The organism is Streptomyces nigra (assembly GCF_003074055.1).
GTDB lineage: Bacteria > Actinomycetota > Actinomycetes > Streptomycetales > Streptomycetaceae > Streptomyces > Streptomyces nigra.
Genome location: NZ_CP029043.1, coordinates 7102188 through 7121376 on the forward strand (window position 1 = coordinate 7102188; position 19189 = coordinate 7121376).

The 19189-nt window shown below is 74.8% G+C and carries 19 protein-coding genes and 1 pseudogene; 13 read left to right on the forward strand and 7 right to left on the reverse strand.

Features of this window, described 5'->3' with window-relative positions:
- Positions 1-78: 78 nt before the first annotated feature.
- Both DC008_RS32625 and DC008_RS32630 read right to left on the reverse strand, forming a co-directional pair.
- Positions 79-993, reverse strand: a complete 915-nt coding sequence (locus DC008_RS32625; RefSeq protein ID WP_108710085.1) for an amidohydrolase family protein — start codon at positions 991-993, stop codon at positions 79-81.
- A 54-nt stretch (positions 994-1047) separates the two neighbouring features.
- Positions 1048-1734 carry a DNA alkylation repair protein gene (locus DC008_RS32630; protein WP_108710086.1) on the reverse strand — a complete coding sequence of 229 codons (687 nt, stop codon included), beginning with the start codon at positions 1732-1734 and terminating at the stop codon, positions 1048-1050.
- Between the two features lie 119 nt (positions 1735-1853).
- Between DC008_RS32630 and DC008_RS32635 the strand changes: the two genes are divergently transcribed.
- Genes DC008_RS32635 through DC008_RS32650 form a run of 4 tightly spaced genes read left to right on the forward strand, consistent with a single transcriptional unit; the run spans position 1854 to position 5407 of the window.
- On the forward strand, positions 1854-2357 hold the full coding sequence (locus DC008_RS32635) for an SRPBCC family protein (RefSeq protein WP_108710087.1): 504 nt from the start codon (positions 1854-1856) through the stop codon (positions 2355-2357).
- Entirely contained in the window at positions 2350-3969 is a 1620-nt protein-coding gene (locus DC008_RS32640) for a phytoene desaturase family protein (protein WP_108710088.1), read from the forward strand. The genes DC008_RS32635 and DC008_RS32640 overlap by 8 nt, the downstream gene beginning before the upstream one ends.
- Before the next feature lie 47 nt (positions 3970-4016).
- Positions 4017-4478 carry a hypothetical protein gene (locus tag DC008_RS32645; RefSeq protein ID WP_108710089.1) on the forward strand — a complete coding sequence of 154 codons (462 nt, stop codon included), beginning with the start codon at positions 4017-4019 and terminating at the stop codon, positions 4476-4478.
- A gap of 47 nt (positions 4479-4525) precedes the next feature.
- Positions 4526-5407 (forward strand): SDR family oxidoreductase, encoded by an 882-nt coding sequence (locus DC008_RS32650; RefSeq protein WP_108710090.1) that lies wholly within the window; start codon positions 4526-4528, stop codon positions 5405-5407.
- A 7-nt stretch (positions 5408-5414) separates the two neighbouring features.
- Here the strand turns inward: DC008_RS32650 and DC008_RS32655 are convergent, their stop codons facing one another.
- Positions 5415-6542, reverse strand: a complete 1128-nt coding sequence (locus DC008_RS32655; RefSeq protein ID WP_108710091.1) for a hypothetical protein — start codon at positions 6540-6542, stop codon at positions 5415-5417.
- Between the two features lie 112 nt (positions 6543-6654).
- Complete coding sequence (locus tag DC008_RS32660; RefSeq protein WP_108710092.1) at positions 6655-7053, reverse strand: VOC family protein; 399 nt, start codon at positions 7051-7053, stop codon at positions 6655-6657.
- Positions 7054-7161: 108 nt separating this feature from the next.
- Here DC008_RS32660 and DC008_RS32665 point away from each other — a divergent pair, with 108 nt between their 5' ends.
- On the forward strand, positions 7162-8178 hold the full coding sequence (locus tag DC008_RS32665) for a helix-turn-helix transcriptional regulator (protein ID WP_108710093.1): 1017 nt from the start codon (positions 7162-7164) through the stop codon (positions 8176-8178).
- A 45-nt stretch (positions 8179-8223) separates the two neighbouring features.
- Here DC008_RS32665 and DC008_RS32670 read toward each other — a convergent pair whose 3' ends face one another.
- The 3 genes from DC008_RS32670 to DC008_RS32680 all read right to left on the reverse strand — a co-directional run bounded on the left by DC008_RS32670 (position 8224) and on the right by DC008_RS32680 (position 10304).
- Complete coding sequence (locus DC008_RS32670; RefSeq protein ID WP_055623087.1) at positions 8224-8655, reverse strand: hypothetical protein; 432 nt, start codon at positions 8653-8655, stop codon at positions 8224-8226.
- Positions 8656-8683: 28 nt separating this feature from the next.
- On the reverse strand, positions 8684-9532 hold the full coding sequence (locus DC008_RS32675; RefSeq protein ID WP_108710094.1) for a DUF1206 domain-containing protein: 849 nt from the start codon (positions 9530-9532) through the stop codon (positions 8684-8686).
- Between the two features lie 124 nt (positions 9533-9656).
- Entirely contained in the window at positions 9657-10304 is a 648-nt protein-coding gene (locus DC008_RS32680; protein ID WP_108710095.1) for a dihydrofolate reductase family protein, read from the reverse strand.
- A gap of 271 nt (positions 10305-10575) precedes the next feature.
- Here DC008_RS32680 and bdeA point away from each other — a divergent pair, with 271 nt between their 5' ends.
- The 8 genes and pseudogenes from bdeA (at position 10576) to DC008_RS32720 (ending at position 19178) form a co-directional block, all read left to right on the forward strand.
- Positions 10576-11502, forward strand: coding sequence for a bis(hydroxyethyl) terephthalate hydrolase (gene bdeA, locus DC008_RS32685; protein WP_108710096.1), 927 nt, complete (start codon positions 10576-10578; stop codon positions 11500-11502).
- 633 nt (positions 11503-12135) lie between these two features.
- A pseudogene (locus DC008_RS32690) lies at positions 12136-13191 on the forward strand (helix-turn-helix transcriptional regulator); the annotation flags it as partial.
- A 192-nt stretch (positions 13192-13383) separates the two neighbouring features.
- Complete coding sequence (locus DC008_RS32695; protein ID WP_108710098.1) at positions 13384-14676, forward strand: RsbRD N-terminal domain-containing protein; 1293 nt, start codon at positions 13384-13386, stop codon at positions 14674-14676.
- A 101-nt stretch (positions 14677-14777) separates the two neighbouring features.
- Positions 14778-15332: a PH domain-containing protein gene (locus DC008_RS32700; RefSeq protein WP_108710099.1), complete on the forward strand. Its 555-nt coding sequence runs from the start codon at positions 14778-14780 to the stop codon at positions 15330-15332.
- 187 nt (positions 15333-15519) lie between these two features.
- Positions 15520-16353: an ABC transporter ATP-binding protein gene (locus tag DC008_RS32705; RefSeq protein ID WP_108710100.1), complete on the forward strand. Its 834-nt coding sequence runs from the start codon at positions 15520-15522 to the stop codon at positions 16351-16353.
- Positions 16350-17150, forward strand: coding sequence for an ABC transporter ATP-binding protein (locus DC008_RS32710; protein ID WP_108710101.1), 801 nt, complete (start codon positions 16350-16352; stop codon positions 17148-17150). Before DC008_RS32705 ends, DC008_RS32710 begins: the two co-directional genes overlap by 4 nt.
- Complete coding sequence (locus tag DC008_RS32715) at positions 17147-18046, forward strand: branched-chain amino acid ABC transporter permease (protein ID WP_108710102.1); 900 nt, start codon at positions 17147-17149, stop codon at positions 18044-18046. Before DC008_RS32710 ends, DC008_RS32715 begins: the two co-directional genes overlap by 4 nt.
- Before the next feature lie 22 nt (positions 18047-18068).
- The gene (locus tag DC008_RS32720) at positions 18069-19178 is read left to right on the forward strand and encodes a branched-chain amino acid ABC transporter permease (protein ID WP_055623164.1); all 1110 of its coding nucleotides are present in this window, start codon (positions 18069-18071) and stop codon (positions 19176-19178) included.
- Positions 19179-19189 lie beyond the last annotated feature (11 nt).

Here is a 19189-nt window from a genome sequence, read left to right on the forward strand (position 1 = left end):
GAGTCAGGGAACTACACGGAAGCGTGTGCGCACCAGTCACTTCGGCGGAACAGCCCGTACGGGGGCCGTCCGCCCGGCTCACCGGATGCCGAACAGCGCCGCCGCGTTGTCGTGGCACACCGCCCGCAGCCACTCCTCGCCGAGCCCCGGCCGCTCCAGCGCCCGGAGCTGATGCGCGTACGGGTAGGGGATGTTGGGGAAGTCCGAGCCGAGCAGGACGCGGTCGCCGAGCGCCGCCAGCCGGGGCAGCGCGCGGCGCGGGAACGGCGCCATCTCCTCGGAGAAGTCGGTGAACGCCATCGTGGTGTCCAGCCGCACCCGCGGGTACCGCTCGGCGAGACCGAGGAAGTCCTCGTACTCCGGCATCCCCAGATGCGCGACGATCAGCGGCAGTCCGGGGTGGCGGGCGAGCACCTGCCCGATCGGGCCGGGCCCGGTGTGCTTGCCCGGCGCGGGGCCCGAGCCGCAGTGGACCACGACGGGGACGCCGGCCTCCGCGAGCAGACCCCAGACCGGGTCGAGCAGCTCGTCCGCCGGGTCGTACGCGCCCACCTGCACATGCGCCTTGAAGACCCGGGCGCCCGCCTCCACGGCCTCCCGGACGTACGTCTCCACGCCGGGCTCGGGGAAGAAGGTCGCGGTGTGCAGGGAGCCGGGGGTGCGGCGGGCGAAGTCGACGGCCCAGCCGTTCAGCCAGCGGGCCATGCCGGGCTTGTGCGGGTACAGCATCGCGGTGAAGGCGCGCACCCCGAAGTCCCGGAGCAGATCGGCCCGTTCACCCTCCTCGTGCCGGTAGGTGATCGGCCACTCGACACCGCCGGTCAGCGGCCCGAGCGCGTCGAAGTACCCCCACACCTTGCGCAGCACCCGCTCGGGCATGAAGTGGGTGTGCACGTCGATCAGACCCGGCAGCCCCAGCCCCTCCCAGAAGCGACGGACCTCCACCGCCTCGGCGGACGGCGTGCGGGGAGTCTGGGGCGAGAGGTCCGTCATGCCGTCAACGATCACCCTTGATGCCCGGACGGGTCCATTCCCTTGTGCGCAAGATCACGACTCGGCGCGCCGGCGCACCATCTCGTCGATCCACACCGGGGCGAACGGCGACGTGCAGCCGGGGGACGTCGGATAGTCCTTCAGGACCTCCAGCCGCTCACCGATGGCGATCGCCCGGGCCCGGTGCTCCGGGTGCTCGATGCCGATCTGGGCCAGGCAGTGGTTCATCGCCCACTGCAGCCGCGGCGGGGCGTCCTTCATCTCCGCCTCGACGGTGTCGAGCAGTCCCGCCAGATCCAGGCCGTCCGGACGCTTCGCCACCCGCTCGGTGGTCAGCGCCCAGCCGGCGCTCGCGACGACCGGGTCCGGATCGGCGAACCAGGCCACCCGCAACTCCTCCGCGTGCGGACTCTTGCGCACCACGTAGTTCACCAGCCAGTCGTGCACCTTCGGGGTGCGGGCCTCGCGCAGCATGGCGTCCAGCTCGTCCCGGCCGAACGCCTTGGGCCGGCAGATCAGCAGCGCCAGCAGCCGCGCCGCCGAGTCACCGGTCGCCCAGAGCTCCTCCGCGAGGTCCTGCCGGGTCTTCAGCCGCTTCGCGATCGCCCGGAGCTTGCCCAGGTTCACACCGTGGTCGTCGCCGTGCCGCTCGTTCACCGCGCGCGTCTTCGGGTCCTCCAGCGCGGCCAGCTCGGCCATCACCTCGGTCACCGTCGTCCCGGCCCCGGCCGTCTCGGCCATCACGGTCTCCCGTCCCTCGTGCGCGGGGGCAGCATACGGCGCCGGTTGGACACCCGGAGTGCGGGAACTCGGGGCGCCGGAGTCGACCGACACACGGTCCTGGCATCTGGGAGGTCTCCGTGGCCAAACGCCATCGTCTGATACACGTCGGGCCGAGTGCCGTCTGGGACGTCCTCGCGGACGGCACCCGGTACGCGGAGTGGGTCGTCGGCACCGCGCGGTCCGAACCCGTACGCGGACAGTGGCCGCAGACGGATTCGGCGATCCGCTACGAGATCAAGGTGGGCCCTGCCCGGCTGGTCAACGAGACGGTCGTCCGCCGCTACGAGGAGGGCCGCTGTCTGGAGCTGGAGGCCAAGGCGGGCCCGCTCGGCACCGCGCGCATCTCGATCGACGTCCGGCCCTGGGGCGAGAAGACGCTCGTCATCGTGGACGAGCACCCCCTGCAGGGGGCCGGTGGCACGCTGCACAACGCCGGGTTCGAGGTGCTGATCCAGCTCCGGCACCGCACCATGCTGGCCCGCCTCGCCCGGCTCTGCGAGAGCGAGGCCGCCCCGGACGAGCGGCCCGACCGCCAGGACAGCGCCGGTCCGGCGGCGGCCCACGGAGCCGGGCATGCCTGACGCCGTGGTCATCGGCGCCGGCCCCAACGGGCTGGTCGCCGCCAACGTCCTCGCGGACGCCGGATGGCAGGTGGAGGTGCTGGAGGAGCAGCCGGAGCCCGGCGGTGCCGTCCGCCACGACCGGGGCGTCGACCCCGACTTCGTCAGCGACGTCTTCAGCTCCTTCTACCCGCTCGCCGCCGCCTCGCCGATCCTGGCCGGACTGCGCCTGGAGGAGCACGGCCTGCGGTGGAGCCATGCGCCCAGCGTGGTCGCGCACCCCCTCACGGACGGCCGCTGCGCCCTGCTGGACCGCGACGTCGAGGTCACCGCCGCGTCCCTCGAGGCGTTCGCCCCGGGCGACGGGGACGCCTGGCGGCGGCTGCACGACATCTGGGAGAAACTGCGCCCCGACCTGCTGGGCACCCTGTTCACGCCGTTCCCGCCGGTGCGCGCGGGGGCGCGGCTCGCGCTGCGGCTGCGGGCCGCCGGCGGACTGCGCATGGCCCGCAGTCTGGTCCTGCCGGTGCGCAGGCTCGGCGAGGAGGAGTTCCGGGGCGAGGGCGGCCGGGTGCTGCTCGCCGGCAACGCCCTGCACGCGGACCTCGCCCCGGAGTCGGCGGGCAGCGGCGGCTTCGGCTGGCTGATGACGATGCTCGGCCAGACCTACGGCTTCCCCGTGCCGGCCGGCGGGTCCGGTGCCCTCACCGACGCCCTGGTCCGGCGGCTGCGTTCGCTCGGCGGCGAGGTGCGCTGCGGGCAGCGCGTGGAGCGTGTCGTCGTCCGCGGCGGACGGGCCGTCGGCGTACGGACCGCGGCCGGGGACACCGTCGCGGCCCGCCGGGCCGTCCTCGCCGACCTGTCCGTGCCCGCCCTCTACGGCGACCTGGTGGAACCCGAGCATCTGCCCGCGCAGCTGCTGGACGACCTGCGGCGCTTCCAGTGGGACTTCGCCACCTTCAAGGTGGACTGGGCGCTCGACGGGCCGGTGCCCTGGCAGGCCGAGCAGGCGGCCCGGGCCGGCACCGTGCACCTCGCCGACGGCGTGGACGAGCTCACCCGATTCGCCGCCCAGCTCGCCATGCGCGAGGTCCCCGACCGGCCCTTCCTGCTCTTCGGCCAGATGACCACCTCCGACCCCTCCCGCTCCCCGCAGGGCACGGAGTCCGCCTGGGCGTACACCCATGTGCCGCACGACATCCGCGCCGACGCCGCCGACGAGGGCGTCACCGGCAGTTGGAACGCCAAGGAGCAGGAGCTGATGGCCGACCGCATGGAACGCCAGGTGGAACGCTTCGCACCCGGCTTCCGCCGGCGGATCCGCGCTCGCCGCGTCCTCGCGCCCCCGACCCTGGAGGCCATGGACGCCAACCTGATGGGCGGCGCCATCAACGGCGGCACCACCGCCATGCACCAGCAGCTCTTCTTCCGCCCCGTCCCCGGCACCGGACGCCCCGAGACCCCGATCCCCGGCCTCTTCCTGGCCTCCTCCGGGGCTCACCCGGGCGGCGGAGTGCACGGCGCGCCCGGCGCGAACGCCGCACGCGCCGCCCTGCACCGCCACCGGCCGCCCGGACTGTCCCGCGCCCAGCGTCTGCTGAGCGGCCGGGACCGCACCGGCACGCGACGATGACGACACACCCACCCACCGCAGCCAGTTCGACGCCGTCGAGGAGAACGATGACCGCGCACGACGACGCCTCCGCACACCGCGACCGCATCCGGCCCCGCCCCGCCGGGGTCGACGACAAGACCGTGGAAGCCCTCGGAGCGCTCTCCAAGGCGCTGGAGACCACCGAGCGGGCCCGCGGCCGCCTCTACGACTTCCACCAGCTGACCGGGACCGCCGATCTGCAGCTGGACCGCGCGGTCGAGCTGCTGCGCGAGGCCGGCCACGCAGAGTGGGCCGAGAAGGTCCGCAAGGAGATCCTCGGCCGCAACGTCATCCCCGGGCACTGGACCTTCCAGATCATCGAGGCCTACAACGCCACCTACTACCGGCCCTTCCAGCAGCTCGAGGCCAGCGCGCTGCAGGAGCTCGCCGACGGCACGGACCACCTCTTCGAGGCGGAGATGAAGGAGGAGCGCCGGACCCACGGCCACCCCGACCACGCGCCGCTGCCGCCGACCGAGGAGTCGTGACGCGGCCGGACCCGGCCCCGACCGACCACTGAGAGGAGGGACCGCCCGTGCGCAGCAGCCCGCTCGCCGACCGGACGGTCGTCGTCACCGGAGCCGCCCGCGGCCTGGGCGCCGCCATGGCCCGGCAGATCGCCGGACGCGGCGCCCGCGTGGCCCTGCTGGGCCACGAGAAGCAGGAACTGGAGGCGCTGGCCGAGGAACTGCCGGGGCCGACCCTGGCCCTGGAGGCCGACATCACCGACCCGGACGCCCTCGCGGACGCCGCCGGGCGGGTCCGGGCGGGTCTCGGACCCGTGTCCGCCCTGGTGGCCAACGCCGGGATCGCCGAGGGCGGGCCGTTCCCCTCCTCGGACCCCGCCGCCTGGGCCCGGGTCATCGACGTCAACCTCACCGGCAGCGCCAACACGGCACGCGCCTTCCTGCCCGACCTGTTCGACACCCGGGGGTTCCTGCTCCAGATCGCCTCCCTCGCGGCGATCGGCGCCGCGCCCCTGATGAGCGCCTACTGCGCCTCCAAGGCGGGCGTGGAGGCCTTCGCGCACGCCCTGCGGGCCGAGGTGGCGCACCGCGGGGTCGGTGTGGGCGTCGCCTACATCAACTGGACCGACACCGACATGATCCGGGACGCCGACCGGTACGCCGTCCTGCGCGAACTGCGCGGCCACATGCCGCCGCCCGCACGCCGGGTGTACCCGGTCGACACCGTCGCCGCCCGCCTGGTCAGCGGCCTCGAACGCCGTCGTACGTCCGTCTACGCCCCGGCGTGGCTGCGGCTCACCCAGCCGGTGCGCGCGGCTCTGCCCCCGGTGGTGCTCCGCGTGACCCGCCGGGCCATGCCCCGTCTGGAGGCCGAGATCCCCCTCGCCCACACCGGCCCGCTCGGCGCGGGCGGCGACGCGGACCGGGCGGCGTCCGGGGGAGGGGCCTGAAGGCCGGTCACACCGCTGCGACCGGCTGCGGGGCCTCCGCCCTACGCTCGCCGGCGAGCCGCAGGATCACGTGGGCGAGCATGCCCGCCGTCGCGCCGAAGGTGAGCGCGGCCGGGACATGCTGGCCGAGGCCGGCCAGGAAGTGGGTCGGGCCCCAGACGCCGAGCGTGTCGTCCAGCGGGATGCGCAGGACCTGGCCGGTCAGCAGCGCCAGCACCGTCGCGCAGACCCCGCCCACCGCCATCGCGGGGAGCGTGACCCGGGTGAGCAGGCCCGGCAGCAGCCGCAGCGCCCACCACACCGCCACCAGCACCAGCACGTCCACCAGGCGGTAGAGCAGCCAGTCGTCGAACGCCTTGCCCGCCGGGGCCGTCCAGCCGCCCAGGATCAGCCACTGGCGCAGCAGGTCGCCGGGCTCGGACAGCCGTCCCGTGCCGCCGAACGCGGTGTGGATCCGCGCCGCGACCCCGTCGTACGACAGGATCAGCAGCGACACGGCGATCCAGGCGGTGCCCAGCGTGGCCCCCAGCCGTGCGGCGCGCACCGGCACCGCCGACCGGGGTGGCGTCCCCGCGTCCTTGGCGACGGCGCGCCCGACCAGGACCGTGAGCCCGGCGACCAGCAGCGCGACGAGCACGGCCACCGGACCGCTGGACTCGATCCCCGCGGCCAGCCGCGGCAGGAACCGGTAGCTGCCCTGCCCGCCCGAGGCGATCAGCCACGGGGTGGAGACGCCGGCCGCCAGTGTCCCGGCCACCGGCCCCCACGCCCACAGCGCGAGCAGTGTGCCGGGCGTCCGCCCGTGCGAGGGCGGCATCCGGCGCAGCAGGAGCAGGGCGCCCCCGACGTAGAAGAGGAAGAGCGCCACGAACCGGATCTGCATCCCGGTGCGCCGCAGATCGGAGTAGTCGGGCGTCCCGCTCACCCCGGCGCCGTCACCGGGCGCGATCAGCACCGACTGGTCGTAGGCCCAGGGCGCGAGCCAGCCGCGCAGCTCCTGGACGGACTCGATGCCGAGGGCCCGGGTGGCGCCCTGCAACTGGAGCGCGTGGGCGCTCGCCCCGGCCCACCACAGCAGCAAGGTGATGAGCACACCCCCGACCAGGGCCGGTATCGCCGCGCGCCGGTATGTCATGTCGTCCCCCGTCTGTCCCTCGGCCACCGTCGATGGCGGCAGCGGAAGGATAGAGGGAGACGATCTTCGCGGCGCCGCTCCGTGGCCGAAAAGCAATCTGCGGGGCGCGGGGTCAGCGTCCGTACTTCTGGAGGGCGGCCGGGGTGACGGGGGTGAAGAAGTTGACCGGGGTGCCGTCCGGGTCGCGGAACAGCAGGGACCGGTTGCCCCAGGGCATCGTGGTGGGCCCCGCGACGACATCGCTCACGAAGCCGGTCAGGTCCCGGTGCACACGGTCGACGTCGTCGACGAGGAACTCGACGATCACGCTCTGGTTGGCCGCCGGGCGGGCGGAGCCGGGGGCGAACAGCGGGACGGTGGCGGTGCCCGCGATCGCGAGGGCCGCACCCGGGGTCCTGAGTTCGGCGAACTCCTCGGTGGCCCAGGTCGCGGGCACGCCCAGGGCGCGCTCGTAGAACGCGACGAGGCGGGCGACATCGGCGGTGATCATGCGGACGGAGACGAACTCCATGGGACTCTCCTCGGCGGTGCGAAAGACGTTGTGCGGAAGACGTTCACCGGCGAGGCTAGGAGAAATAGGGGACATGATCGGTCCTCTATTGCCGCTAGGTTTGGACGTATGTCCCGGCCCACCGCCCGTGTCCTGACCCTGCTGGAGCTGCTGCAGTCGGGCGGCACCCGGACGGTGGCCGAACTGGCCGACCGGCTCGGCGTCGAGGGACGCACGGTGCGGCGGTACGTGGACCAGCTGATCGACCTCGACGTCCCCGTGGAGTCGGTGCGCGGCCGCTACGGCGGCTACCGGCTCGGTCCCGGACACCGGCTCCCCCCGCTCATGCTCGGCGACGACGAGGCGCTGGCCGTGCTGCTCGGCCTGGTCGCCGGCCGCCGGGCGGGGCTGACGACATCCCGGCGCACGGCCGCCGAGACGGCGTCGGCGAAGATCCGGCGCGTACTGCCCCGGCACCTGGCCCGCCGGCTCGACGCCCTCCTCGAATCCCTCGCCTTCACGGACGAGCCCGGAGAGCCGGATGCCGCCGACTCCGGTGTCCTGCTCACCCTCGCGGACGCGGTGCGCCACCGCCGTCCCGTCGCGCTCCGCTACACCGACCGAGACGGGCGGCGCAGCCACCGCACCCTGCACGCCTACGGGATCGTCGCGCACGCCGGCCGCTGGTACGTCACCGGCAGGGACGCCGGGATCGACGAGGACCGGACCCTGCGGCTCGACCGCATCGCGGACGCACGGACCCTGCCGGGCTCGTTCGCAGCGCCCGAGGGGCCCTCGCCGGCGGAGCGTGTGGTGTCCGGGTTCGCCACGGCGGCGTACCGCCACGAGGTGACCCTGCGTATCCACGCGACGGCCGCACACATCCAGAGCCACCTGCCCGCCTCCGTCGCGAGCGTGGAGGAGCATCCGGCGGGCGAGGGAGGGGAGGACCGGCGCTGGCTGCGCGTCGAACTGCGGGCGGAGCGGCTGGACTGGCTGCCGCCGGTACTCGCCGCACTCGACCGGCCGTTCGTCGTGGAGCGCCCCGACGAGCTGCGCGGCCTCGTCACCGCGTTCGCCGACCGGCTGGCCGCCTCCGCGCGCCGCCGCGTCCCGCCGGAGGACATGCCGAAAGGGTGCCCGTGAAGCCGGTCCAGCCGGTCCTTCGGGGCACCCCTCGGCAGCCCGGGGTCAGAAGTCGGTGGAGAGCCCGCTGACCTCGGCGATGCCGCGCAGCTCCTCCGTCTCCCTGTGCCGTTCCCTGATGTAGTCGGCGATCTCGCCGAGGCGTTCCGGGTCCGAAGCGGTGGTGGCGTCGGTGACGATGCGAACGGGACCGGTCTCGTCGACGTCGATCTCGACCACCTCGTTGTCCATGCGGCCGGTGACCGCGGTGGCGATCACCAGGGCGGCCTCCTCACGGACCTCTTGGGGCAGGTCGTCGGCCCCGGAGTCGAGCGCGAGGTCGAGGCTGGACAGGCGCTCCTCCTGGATCGCCTGGAGCACGGGCTCCACCAGGCGTCGCAGGAGGCGGTAGTCCTCCGTGTCCATCCGAACGCGCAGGAGGTCCAGGTACACGTCCACGGGCCGGCCGTCGCCTTGCGGAATCTCGAATTCGCTCATTCGCCCCGTGTTTCCCGCCCCGCGCGGCTCACACACGGCGCCAGCGGGCCAGTGCGAACGAGAACAGCCCGAACAGCACCAGACCCACCGCCACGCAGACCAGCAGCCACGGCCCCAGCGGCGTCTCGGCGAGGCTGCGCAGCGTGTCGTCCAGGCCCTTCGCCCGGTCCGGTTCATAGGCGACGGCCGCACGGACCGCGAAGACCCCGGCCACGGCGAACACCAGGCCGCGCGCCGCGCCACCGCCCACGCCGGTGACGTCCACCAGCTGACGGGTGCGCCGGCTCATCCGGCCCAGCTGGAGCTTGTCGTGGTACTTGCGCCGGACCGCGCGGACGCCGATCCAGACCCCCGCGGCCACCACACCGATCCCGGCCGCGCCGACCAGCCACTGGCCGCCGGGCAGCTCAAGCGCCCGGGCGGTCACATCCCGGGACTGCTGGTCGCTGGACCCGCCGGAGCTCTGGTGCCGGGTGGCGGCGAAGTACAGCACCGAGTAGGCGACGAAGACGTAGAAGCCGCAGCGGGCCGCCGCCATCAGCCGCTTGCGCGCGCTGCGCCCGTCCTCGCCGGGCGCGCCGAACACCGCCTCGCTCAGCCGCCACAGCGCCATCCCGACCAGCCCGATGCCCAGCGCCCACAGCAGCACGGCGCCGAAGGGCCGGTGCGACAGCTCGGCGAGGGCGCCGCCGCGGTCGGCCTGCCGGCCCGTGTCACCGAACGCGACCTGCACGGCCAGCGCGCCGACCAGCAGATAGATCACACCCCGTGCGGCGAGCCCCGCCCGTGCCGCCCCCCGCGTGACCGAACCCCGTGCGGCCCGCCCGCTCCGCAGCCGTCCGAGCCGTCCGGTCGACGCCATCGCACTCGTGTTCATGTGAACCTCCCGGACATGCGGATGCCCCGGCGCGGCCCCCGCACACGCGGCGCTTCCACCGGGGCGGCCTGGGCCGTGACAGACGGGAACGCGAGTGTCAGGAGGGGAGGTGTGCGACGCGGCGTCAGCGGGCCGTCCGCTCGAACGTCAGATGCGTGACACCGCTCGACGTGGTGACCGTGTCGACGGCGTAGTCCCGCTCCAGCCCCTCCAGCCCGTCCCAGAGGCGGACGCCCCGGCCCAGCACGATCGGTACGACCACCACGTGCAGATGGTCGATGAGCCGGGCGGCGAGGAACTCCCGGATCACGGTGGCGCCGCCGCCGATCCGTACGTCCTTCCCGCCCGCCGCCTCCCGTGCCGTCCTCAGCGCGTCGGCCGGTGAGGCGTCGAGGAAGTGGAAGGTGGTGCCGCCCTCCATGGCGAGCGGCGGCCGGGTGTGCCGGGTGAGGACGAACGTCGGCGTGTGGAACGGCGGATTGGGCCCCCACCAGCCCTTCCAGTCCGGGTCCTCGTGCCAGCCGGGATAGCCGTACTTGCCGGCGCCCATGATCTCGGCGCCGATCCCCGGCTCGAACCGGCGGACGAAGACGTCGTCGGCGCCGCTGGTCCCGCCCGCGTCGCCGCTCCGCTCGTGCCACCAGCGGGTGGCGAACATCCACTGGTGCAGCCGTTCCCCGGCATGCCCGAACGGCGCCTCGCGACTGAGTCCCTCGCCGGTGGCGAAGCCGTCGAGCGAGACGGAGAAGTTGTGGACACGGGCGAGTGACATGGGCGGCTCCCTGCTCCTGCGGTCGGGTCCTGCACGCCCCAGCTTGGCCGCATCCGGGCCGCCGCGCAGCGGAACGCCGTACGGCCGCGGCCACCGGGTGCCGCGCACCGCCCGCCACAAGACCGGTGACATTGCCGGTCCGCGCGGGCCGCACGGTCCCCGACAGTGGCACGGCCAGCCCACGGCGGGTCCCACCGCGGGCACACGGCCGACTCCCCATGTCCCGTGTGCCCGTGGTGCCTCCCGCCCGCCACGACAGAGAGGACGACCCGTGCACCACCCCCACAGCACCACACGTCCGCAGGCCCCCGCGTCCGCGCGGCGCCGGACCGGTCGCCTGGCCGGCGCCGCCGCGGCCCTCGCCGCGCTCGTCGGACTCGGCACCCTCGGCGGGCCGGGTGCCCACGCCGCCGACAACCCCTACGAGCGCGGACCGGCCCCCACCACGTCCAGCATCGAGGCGACGCGCGGCCCGTACTCCGTGTCGCAGACGTCCGTCTCCTCGCTCGCGGTCACCGGATTCGGCGGCGGCACCATCTACTACCCGACCTCGACCAGCGACGGCACCTTCGGCGCCGTGGCCGTGTCGCCCGGCTTCACCGCCTACGAGTCGTCGATCGCCTGGCTCGGACCGCGGCTCGCCTCACAGGGCTTCGTGGTGTTCACCATCGACACCCTCACCACGGTCGACCAGCCCGACTCGCGGGGCCGACAGCTGCTGGCCGCGCTGGACTACCTGACCGAGCGCAGTTCGGTGCGCGGACGGGTCGACGCGAGCCGCCTCGGCGTCATGGGGCACTCCATGGGCGGCGGCGGCAGCCTGGAGGCCGCCAAGACCCGTCCCTCGCTCCAGGCGGCGATCCCGCTGACCCCGTGGAACACCGACAAGAGCTGGCCCGAGCTCACCACGCCGACCCTGATCTTCGGCGCCGACGGCGACACCATCGCCCCGGTCGCCACGCACGCCGAGCCGTTCTACAACGGCCTGTCCTCGCGCCTCGACCGGGCGTACCTGGAGCTGAACGGGGCGACCCACTTCACGCCCAACACGTCGAACACGACGATCGCGAAGTACAGCATCTCCTGGCTCAAGCGGTTCATCGACAACGACACCCGCTACGAGCAGTTCCTGTGCCCGCTGCCGCAACCGAGCCTGACCATCGAGGAGTACCGGGGCAACTGCCCCCACACCTCCTGACAACGCACGGCACTTGGGCGGTGGACGCGCGTACGGCGTCCACCGCCCCCGCGTTGTGCCGGGGCACGGTCCCCGGCGCCGACGGCTGGGCGCCGGCACAGACCCGTCGCCCGCCGTCCACCGCCAACGCGCAGGTGAGGCCCGGGATTCGGGCCCGCCCCGGTACGGACGCGGGCCTTCCGCCTTGCGTTACGCGCCGGTAACGTCACGGGAATGACCGCAGACAGGAGCAGCGCGCGGACCGCTCCCCGGGTCGTGGTCGACCGGGGGCATCTCGAACTCACCCGTGGCCGACGGCAGTTGTTCGACGGGCCGGTGGACGACGCCCGGGAGAGCCTGCTGCTGGCCGCGTCCCTGCTCGCCGCCGACGCGCCCGAACTGGCCGGGGCCGCCCGGATGTCCGCGGCGGAGGCCGCCTGGGCGGCGGGCGACATCGCGGCCTGTCTGAGTGTCCTCGACGGCGAGGCCCCCGCCGGACCAGGGTGGACGGGCGACGCCTTCCTCCGGGACCACCGCGACGGCATGCGCGCGCTGCTGGCCCGGAGGCCGGAGCTCGCCGTCGGGCCGCTGCGGCGGGTGCTGGACCGGGCCCGCACCGAGGACCGGCCTGAACGCCTGCTGCGGGCGGCGGCCGCGGCCCTGCTGCTCGGGGACCTCCGGGAGGCCCGCGCCGCCGGCGCCCGCGCCCTGGCCGCCGCCCGCAACACGGGCTGCGTCGCCTCGGAGGCACGGGCGCTGGAGTACCTCGCCTACGGAGAACTGCGCGCCGGACGGCACGCGCAGGCCCGCGCCCACGCCGAGGAGGGCGTCCGGGCCGCGGCGGCGGCCGGGCACCGCAACATCACGGCCAGCCACCACGCGATGCTGGCCCTGGCCGCCTCCATCGAAGGCGACACCGGCGCGGTCGAGGGCTACGCGGCGACCGCCCTGACCATCGCCCGCCGGCACGGCCTGGCGCAGGCCGCGACCCTCGCCGAATGGGCCGTGGCCCGCGCCGACCTGGCCCGGGGCCGCCCCCTGGACGCCGCCGACCGGCTCGGACCACTCGTCGGACCCGGCCCCCGGCGCGGGCACTTCGCCGTGTGGATGCTCGCCGTGCCCTGCTTCGTCGAGGCCGCCGTGCTCGCCGGGCACCCCGAGGACGCGCGGCCGCTCGTCGGCGACCTCGCGCTGTGGGCGGCCTTCGGCGCCGACCCGCACGCCCCGGCGCAGCTCGCCCGCTGCCGGGCCCTGCTCGCCCCCGGCGACCGGGCCGACGACCTCTATCTGCGGGCGCTCGCCCTGCACGACGAGGCCGGCGGCGACTTCGAGCGCGCCCGCACCGAGCTGCTGTACGGCCGCTGGCTGCGCCGCCGCCGGCGTCTGCGCGAGGCCCGCGGCCGCCTCGGCGCCGCCCTGGTCGGTTTCGAACGCTGCGGCGCGGCCGCCTGGGCCGAGCAGACCGGCGCCGAGCTGCGCGCCAACGGCGCCGCGTCCAGGACCGAGCGGGCCGCCGGCCTGGCCCGGCTCACCCCGCAGCAGTTGCGCGTCGCCCGGTACGTCGCCGAGGGCGCCACCAACCGGGAGGTGGCCCAGCGCCTCGCCGTCAGCACCCGCACGGTCGACTACCACCTGCGCAACGTCTTCGCCGCCCTCGGCGTGCGCTCCCGTATCGAACTGGCGCTCATGGTCGGCCAGGAGGACCGGTGAACCACCCCGAGACCCGCCCCGGCCGAAGAATGCCCCTGCACACCCCTAGGGACCGACCGGACGGTATGCCATCCTTCGGTGCAGGACGATTCGGGTGGCGACCGCCGCACGGGCAGCGCACCCCGCCGGACACCGCTGAGCCGGCCCGGCGCCGGAGCCCTGCCGGGAAGCCGAGGCTGGGGGAGGACCGCGATGCATCCTGCCGTACGCACACGCGCCACGATCCGCACCGGGCCGGTGCCCGTTCCGCGGCAGCGCACACCGCGCCTGCGGTCGCTGATCGACGCCGACGCGCTGCGCGTCCTGCACCGGGCGGCCCGTGTCCTGCTCGACGACCTCCCGGAACTCACCGACCGGCTGCTGGCCGCCCTCGGCGAGCAGGAACCCGCGTACCGCGCCGCGCTGGCCCACGACCACGGCGCCACCTGGGAGGAGGCCCACCGCTCGCTGCGGCACAGCGTGACCTCCCTGCTCGACCCGCGCGGCACCCGCGACGCCGCGCACCGCTGCACCTGGCGGATCGGCGTCAACCGGGCCGAGCAGGGGCTGCCCCTGGACGCCCTGCTGCACGCGTTCCGGCTGGGCGGCTCCCTGGTCTGGCAGCGGCTGGTCGAGGAGACCTCCCGCTCCGCGCCCGAGGACGTCCGGCTCCTGGTGCACGTCGCCACCGACGTCTGGGACTTCGTGGACGAGCACTGCGGCATCGTCGCCGAGGCGTACCGGCACACCGAGCGGCAGCTCGCCTGGCGGCGCGAGAACCGGGTGCGGCTCCTCGCGGCCGCCCTCCTGGACGGCGCCAGCCGGATCGCCGACCTGCCGGAGACCGCCGAGGGGCTGCGCCTGCCGGAACAGGGCCGCTATGTCGTCGTCGCGGTCGCGGGCGGCCGGCCCCAGCTGCCGACGGGCGTCCGCGCCACCGCCGTACCACCCGATGCGAGCGTGTACTGGCACTCAGGAGGGGATGTGGACCACGGCATCGTCCTGGTCGGCGACGAGGGGGACGCGGACGAGGGCCGCGACCCCGTCGAGGCGCTGGGCCTGTCCGCCGACGGCGTGCACGGCCGGCGGATCGGCGTCGGCGGCGCGGTGACCGGCCTGGCCGCGGTGGGCGACGCCCGCCGGCTGGCCGATCTGGCGCTCGGCATCTGCCCGCCCGACGGCGGCACGATCCGGCTCACCGAGCACCTCCCCGAGGCCCTCGTGGTCTCCTGCCCGGAGCTGGGCGCCACCCTCACCGAGCAGGTGCTCGGCCCGCTGCTGCGCCTCGACCCGGCCGACCGGGACGTCATGCTGGACACGCTGACCGCCTGGTTCGACTGCGACGGCTCCGCCCAGCGCGCCGGGGAACGGCTGTACTGCCACCGCAACACCGTCCTGAACCGGCTGCGCCGCTGCGAGCAGCTCACCGGCCGCTCCCTGGCCCGCCCGGCCGATGTCGTCGAGATCAGCCTCGCCCTGACGGCCCGGCGCCTGCTGCGCGGCTGACCGGCCGCCCCGGCGGGCGTCCGGCGGACGGAGATGCGGGGCCGCGCCCCTGATGGTGCACTCGGGTGAGGAGGCCGGGGGGCCGGTCCGCTGGAGGCGCCATGGCTGACAGGGAACGCCGGCGCGGGCTCCTCGCGCCCGTGCCCCGGACCTGGCCGCACGCGGCCGTGCGCACCCGGGTCAACGCGGCGGCCCTCCGCGTCGCGAACCTCGGCGTGCGGCACGCGGTACGGCGCCTTCCCGAGGTCCTGGACGAGGGCGAGACCATCGAGATGCTCGCCACGGGCACGTACGGTCGCGGCACCGGCGTCCTCGCCCTGACCGACCGGCGCCTGGTCTTCTACGGCCACGGCGTGCTCACGCGCACGGTCGAGGACGTCCCGTACGACCGGATCAGCTCGGTCCAGTGGACCAGCGGCCTGCTGACGGGCACGCTCGCCGTCGTCTCGGCGGGCGGCAGGACCGAGATCCGCCAGGTGCCCCGCGACCAGGGCACGGCCCTCGCGGATCTGCTGGGCCGACGCCTCGCCGCGCCGCCGGTGTCCGCCCGACACATCACCGCCCGCCTGGGCGCGCTGGACGACTTGCGCGCGTCCGGGACGATCACCGAGCAGGAGTACCGGGACCGCAGGGCGGAGATCCTGAGGAGCCTGTAGGGCAGACCCGTCCCGGTGCCGCACGGCCGGCCGCACCTGGGCACCGGCACAACCCCGACCCACCCCCGTTGGGACCACGCAGCGACCTCGTGCGGACACCTGTACCGGCCGGTCGCGGGCGTGCTGTCGTGGGCTGCCCTTCCCCCCGAAGCACCCGTGCCCGACGGCACGGATCCGAGGAGACGTGATGCCCGAAGCACCACCGGACGCGGAGCCCGCCCTGCGCGTCGAAGCGCTCGACGTGACCTACGGCCGGGCCGTGTCCGCCCTTCGCTCCGTGTCCCTGACCGTCCCGCACGGCTCGGTCGTCGCCCTGCTCGGCGCCAACGGCGCGGGCAAGACGACCCTGCTGCGCGCGGTGTCCGGCACCCTGCGCCTGCACCGGGGCGCCGTCACGGCGGGCCGCATCCACTACGGGACCACGGAACTCGACGGACGCGACCCGGTCGCCGCCGTACGCGCCGGAGTCGTCCAGGTCCCCGAGGGCCGCCGCGTCTTCGCCGGACTGACCGTCGACGAGAACCTGCGCACCGGCGGCCTCGGCCTGGGCCGGCGGCGCCCCGCGCAGGTCGACGAGGCCCGCGACCGGGTCTTCGCCCTCTTCCCGCGGCTGGCCGAACGCACCCGGCAGGCCGCGGGACTGCTCTCCGGCGGCGAGCAGCAGATGCTCGCCATCGGCCGCGCCCTGATGGCCGCCCCGCGGCTGCTCCTGCTGGACGAGCCCTCCCTGGGCCTCGCCCCGCAGATGGTGTACCGGATCGCCGAGGTCGTCCGCGAGATCAACGCCCAGGGCACCGCCGTCCTGCTGGTCGAGCAGAACGCGGGCATGGCGCTGTCCCTCGCCGACACCGCCCATGTCCTGGAGGTCGGCGAGGTCCGCCTGTCCGGGCCCGCCGACGAACTGGCCCGCACCGACGCCGTACGCCGGCTGTACCTGGGCGAGACACCGGAGCCCGCGAAGACGACCGGGGGCGCCACCGCCCCCGGCACGAACGACACCGAGGGGCAGGGAGCCGCGTGACCGTCCGCACCACCGCACCACCCGAACTGGCCGTGACGGACGTGACCGTCCGATTCGCCGGTCTCACCGCCCTGGACGCGGTGTCCTTCACCGTCGCCCCCGGCAGCGTCCACGCGCTCATCGGCCCCAACGGGGCGGGCAAGTCCACCTGTTTCAACGTCCTGTCGGGACTGTGCCGCCCCGCGTCCGGCACCGTGCGACTCGGCGACGCCGACCTGACCCGGCTCGCCCCGCACCGCATCGCCGCCCTCGGCATGGCCCGCACCTTCCAGAACATCGTCACCACCCAGGGCACCGTCGCCGACAACCTCATGCTCGGCCGGCACGCCCTGTCCCGGGCCGGCTTCGCGGCCAGCGCGCTGCGCCTGCCGCACGCCCGCCGCGAACAGCGCGACCACCTCGCGCGGGCCCGCGTGATCGCCGAACTCACCGGTCTCGACGGGCACTTCGACAGCCCCGTCGCCCTGCTCCCCTACGGCGACCGCAAGCGCGTGGAGTTCGCCCGCGCCCTGTGCCTGGAGCCCAGCGTCCTGCTGCTGGACGAGCCGGTCGCCGGCATGAACGCGGCCGAACGCGCCCGCGCCGTCGAGGTGGTGCACACCGTGCGCGCCGAACTCGGCCTCTCCGTGGTGCTGGTGGAACACGACATGGGCCTGGTGATGCGGCTCGCCGACGAGGTCACCGTCCTCGACTTCGGCCGGGTCATCGCCCACGGCACCCCCGACGAGGTCCGCGGCGACCCCGAGGTGCTGCGCGCCTACCTCGGCACCGGCGCCGACGAGGAGGACGCCGCGTGACCACCTTCCTGGACACCCTGTTCAACGGCCTCGCCCTGGGCGCCGTCTACGCCCTCGTCGCCCTCGGCTTCGTCATCATCTTCAAGGCGTCCGGCGTCATGAACTTCGCGCACGGCTCGCTGCTGCTGCTCGGCGGCTACCTCACCGCCGTGCTCCACGACGACCTCGGCTTCGCCGGGGCCCTCGCCGTCTCGGTCCTGGTGACCGCCGCCGTGGCCGGCGCCATGGACCGCTTCCTGCTCCAGGCCGGCGGGGGAGCGGACCCGCACGCCGCCCACGTGCAGACCATCGTCACCATCGGCGTCGACATCGTCATCCTCACCGACCTGTCCCGGCGCATCGGCGGCGACCTCCTCGCCCTCGGCGACCCCTGGGGCGACGACGTCAGCGCGCTCGGGCCGGTCACCGTGGCCGACAGCAGGATCGCAGCCATCGTCGTCTCCGCCCTCGTCATCGCCGGGGTCTTCGCCCTGTTCCGGTACACCTCCTGGGGCCTGTCGCTGCGCGCCGCCGCCGAGGACGTCGAGGCCGCCTCCCTCATGGGGGTGCGGCTGGTGCGGGTCCGGATGCTCGCCTGGTGCCTGGCAGGCGCGCTCGCGGCCCTCGCGGCCGTCTTCCTCGCCGCGTTCCCCGCCCCCGGCCTGGAACGGACCACCGGGCAGATCGCCCTGAAAGCCTTCCCCGCCGCGATCCTCGGCGGCATGGCGTCCCCGCCCGGCGCCCTCGCCGGCAGTCTGCTGATCGGCCTGACCGAGGCGCTCGTCGCCGGCTACCAGTCCGAACTGCACGTCCTCGGCGAGGGGTTCGGCGACGTCGCCCCCTACGCGGTGATGGTGCTCGTGCTGCTGGTGCGGCCCACCGGGCTGTTCGGCGGAAAGGCGGCCGTCCGTGTCTGAGCGATCCTCCCGCGCCCACGCCCTGCGCCTCGGCCGGACCCTCGCGGTCGTCGCCGTCCTGTGCGCCCTGCCGTTCTACCTGGACGCGTTCTGGCTGCGCATCGGTCTGTTCTCGATGGCCGCCGCGGTCGGCGCGGTCGGCCTCGGCCTGCTCTCCGGCACCGCCGGCCAACTCTCCCTCGGCCACGCCTTCTTCCTGGCCGTCGGCGCCTACGGCTACGTCTGGCTGGCCGGTGAGCCCGGCCCGGGGCTCCCGACCTCCGTGGCCGCCGTGCTGGCGGTCCTGCTCGCCGGGGCGGCGGGCGGGTTGTTCAGCCCCGTCGCCGGCCGGGTGCGCGGCGTCTACCTGGGCGTCGCCACGCTGGCGCTGGTCTTCCTCGGCCACCACGTCCTGCTCACCGCGGACTCCGTCACCGGCGGCTTCAACGGCCGCTCGGTGCCCCCGCTGGAACTCGGCGGCTTCTCCTTCTCCGCCGACTCCGAACTGACCCTGCTGGGCGTGCCGTTCGGGGCCGAGGAACGGCTGTGGTACCTGGGGCTCGCCCTGTTCGCGCTCACCTGGTTCACCGCCCGGGGACTGCTGCGCGGCCGCCCCGGACGCGCCCTGGTGGCGCTGCGCGACAGCGAGACCGCCGCCTCGGTCATGGGCGTCGACGTGTCCCGGTACCGCTCCGCCGCCTTCGTCGTGTCGTCGATGTACGCGGGCCTCGCCGGGGTGCTGCTCGCCCTGTCCTTCCGCCGCGTGGTCCCGGACTACTTCGGCCTCGTCCTGTCCGTCGACTACCTCGCCATGATCGTCATCGGCGGCCTCGGCTCGGTGGCGGGCGCCACCGCGGGAGCCGTCTTCGTCACGGCGCTGCCCCTGCTGATGACCCGTTACGCCGACCAGTTGCCGCTGGTCGCCGCCCCGGGCACCTCCGACGGCACGGTCGGCCCCACCGAGGCCGCCCGCTATCTCTACGGCGCCGCGATCGTGCTGATCCTGCTGTTCGCCCCCGACGGACTGCACGGCCTGGCCCGCCGGCTGCGCGCCCGGCTGCGCCGTCCCCGCGCCGCGCCCCCGCCCGCGGGCGCCCCCGAACCGTCCCCGTCCCCCGCGTCCGCCGTACGAGCCAAGGAGCCGACCCCGTGAAGCCCACGCAC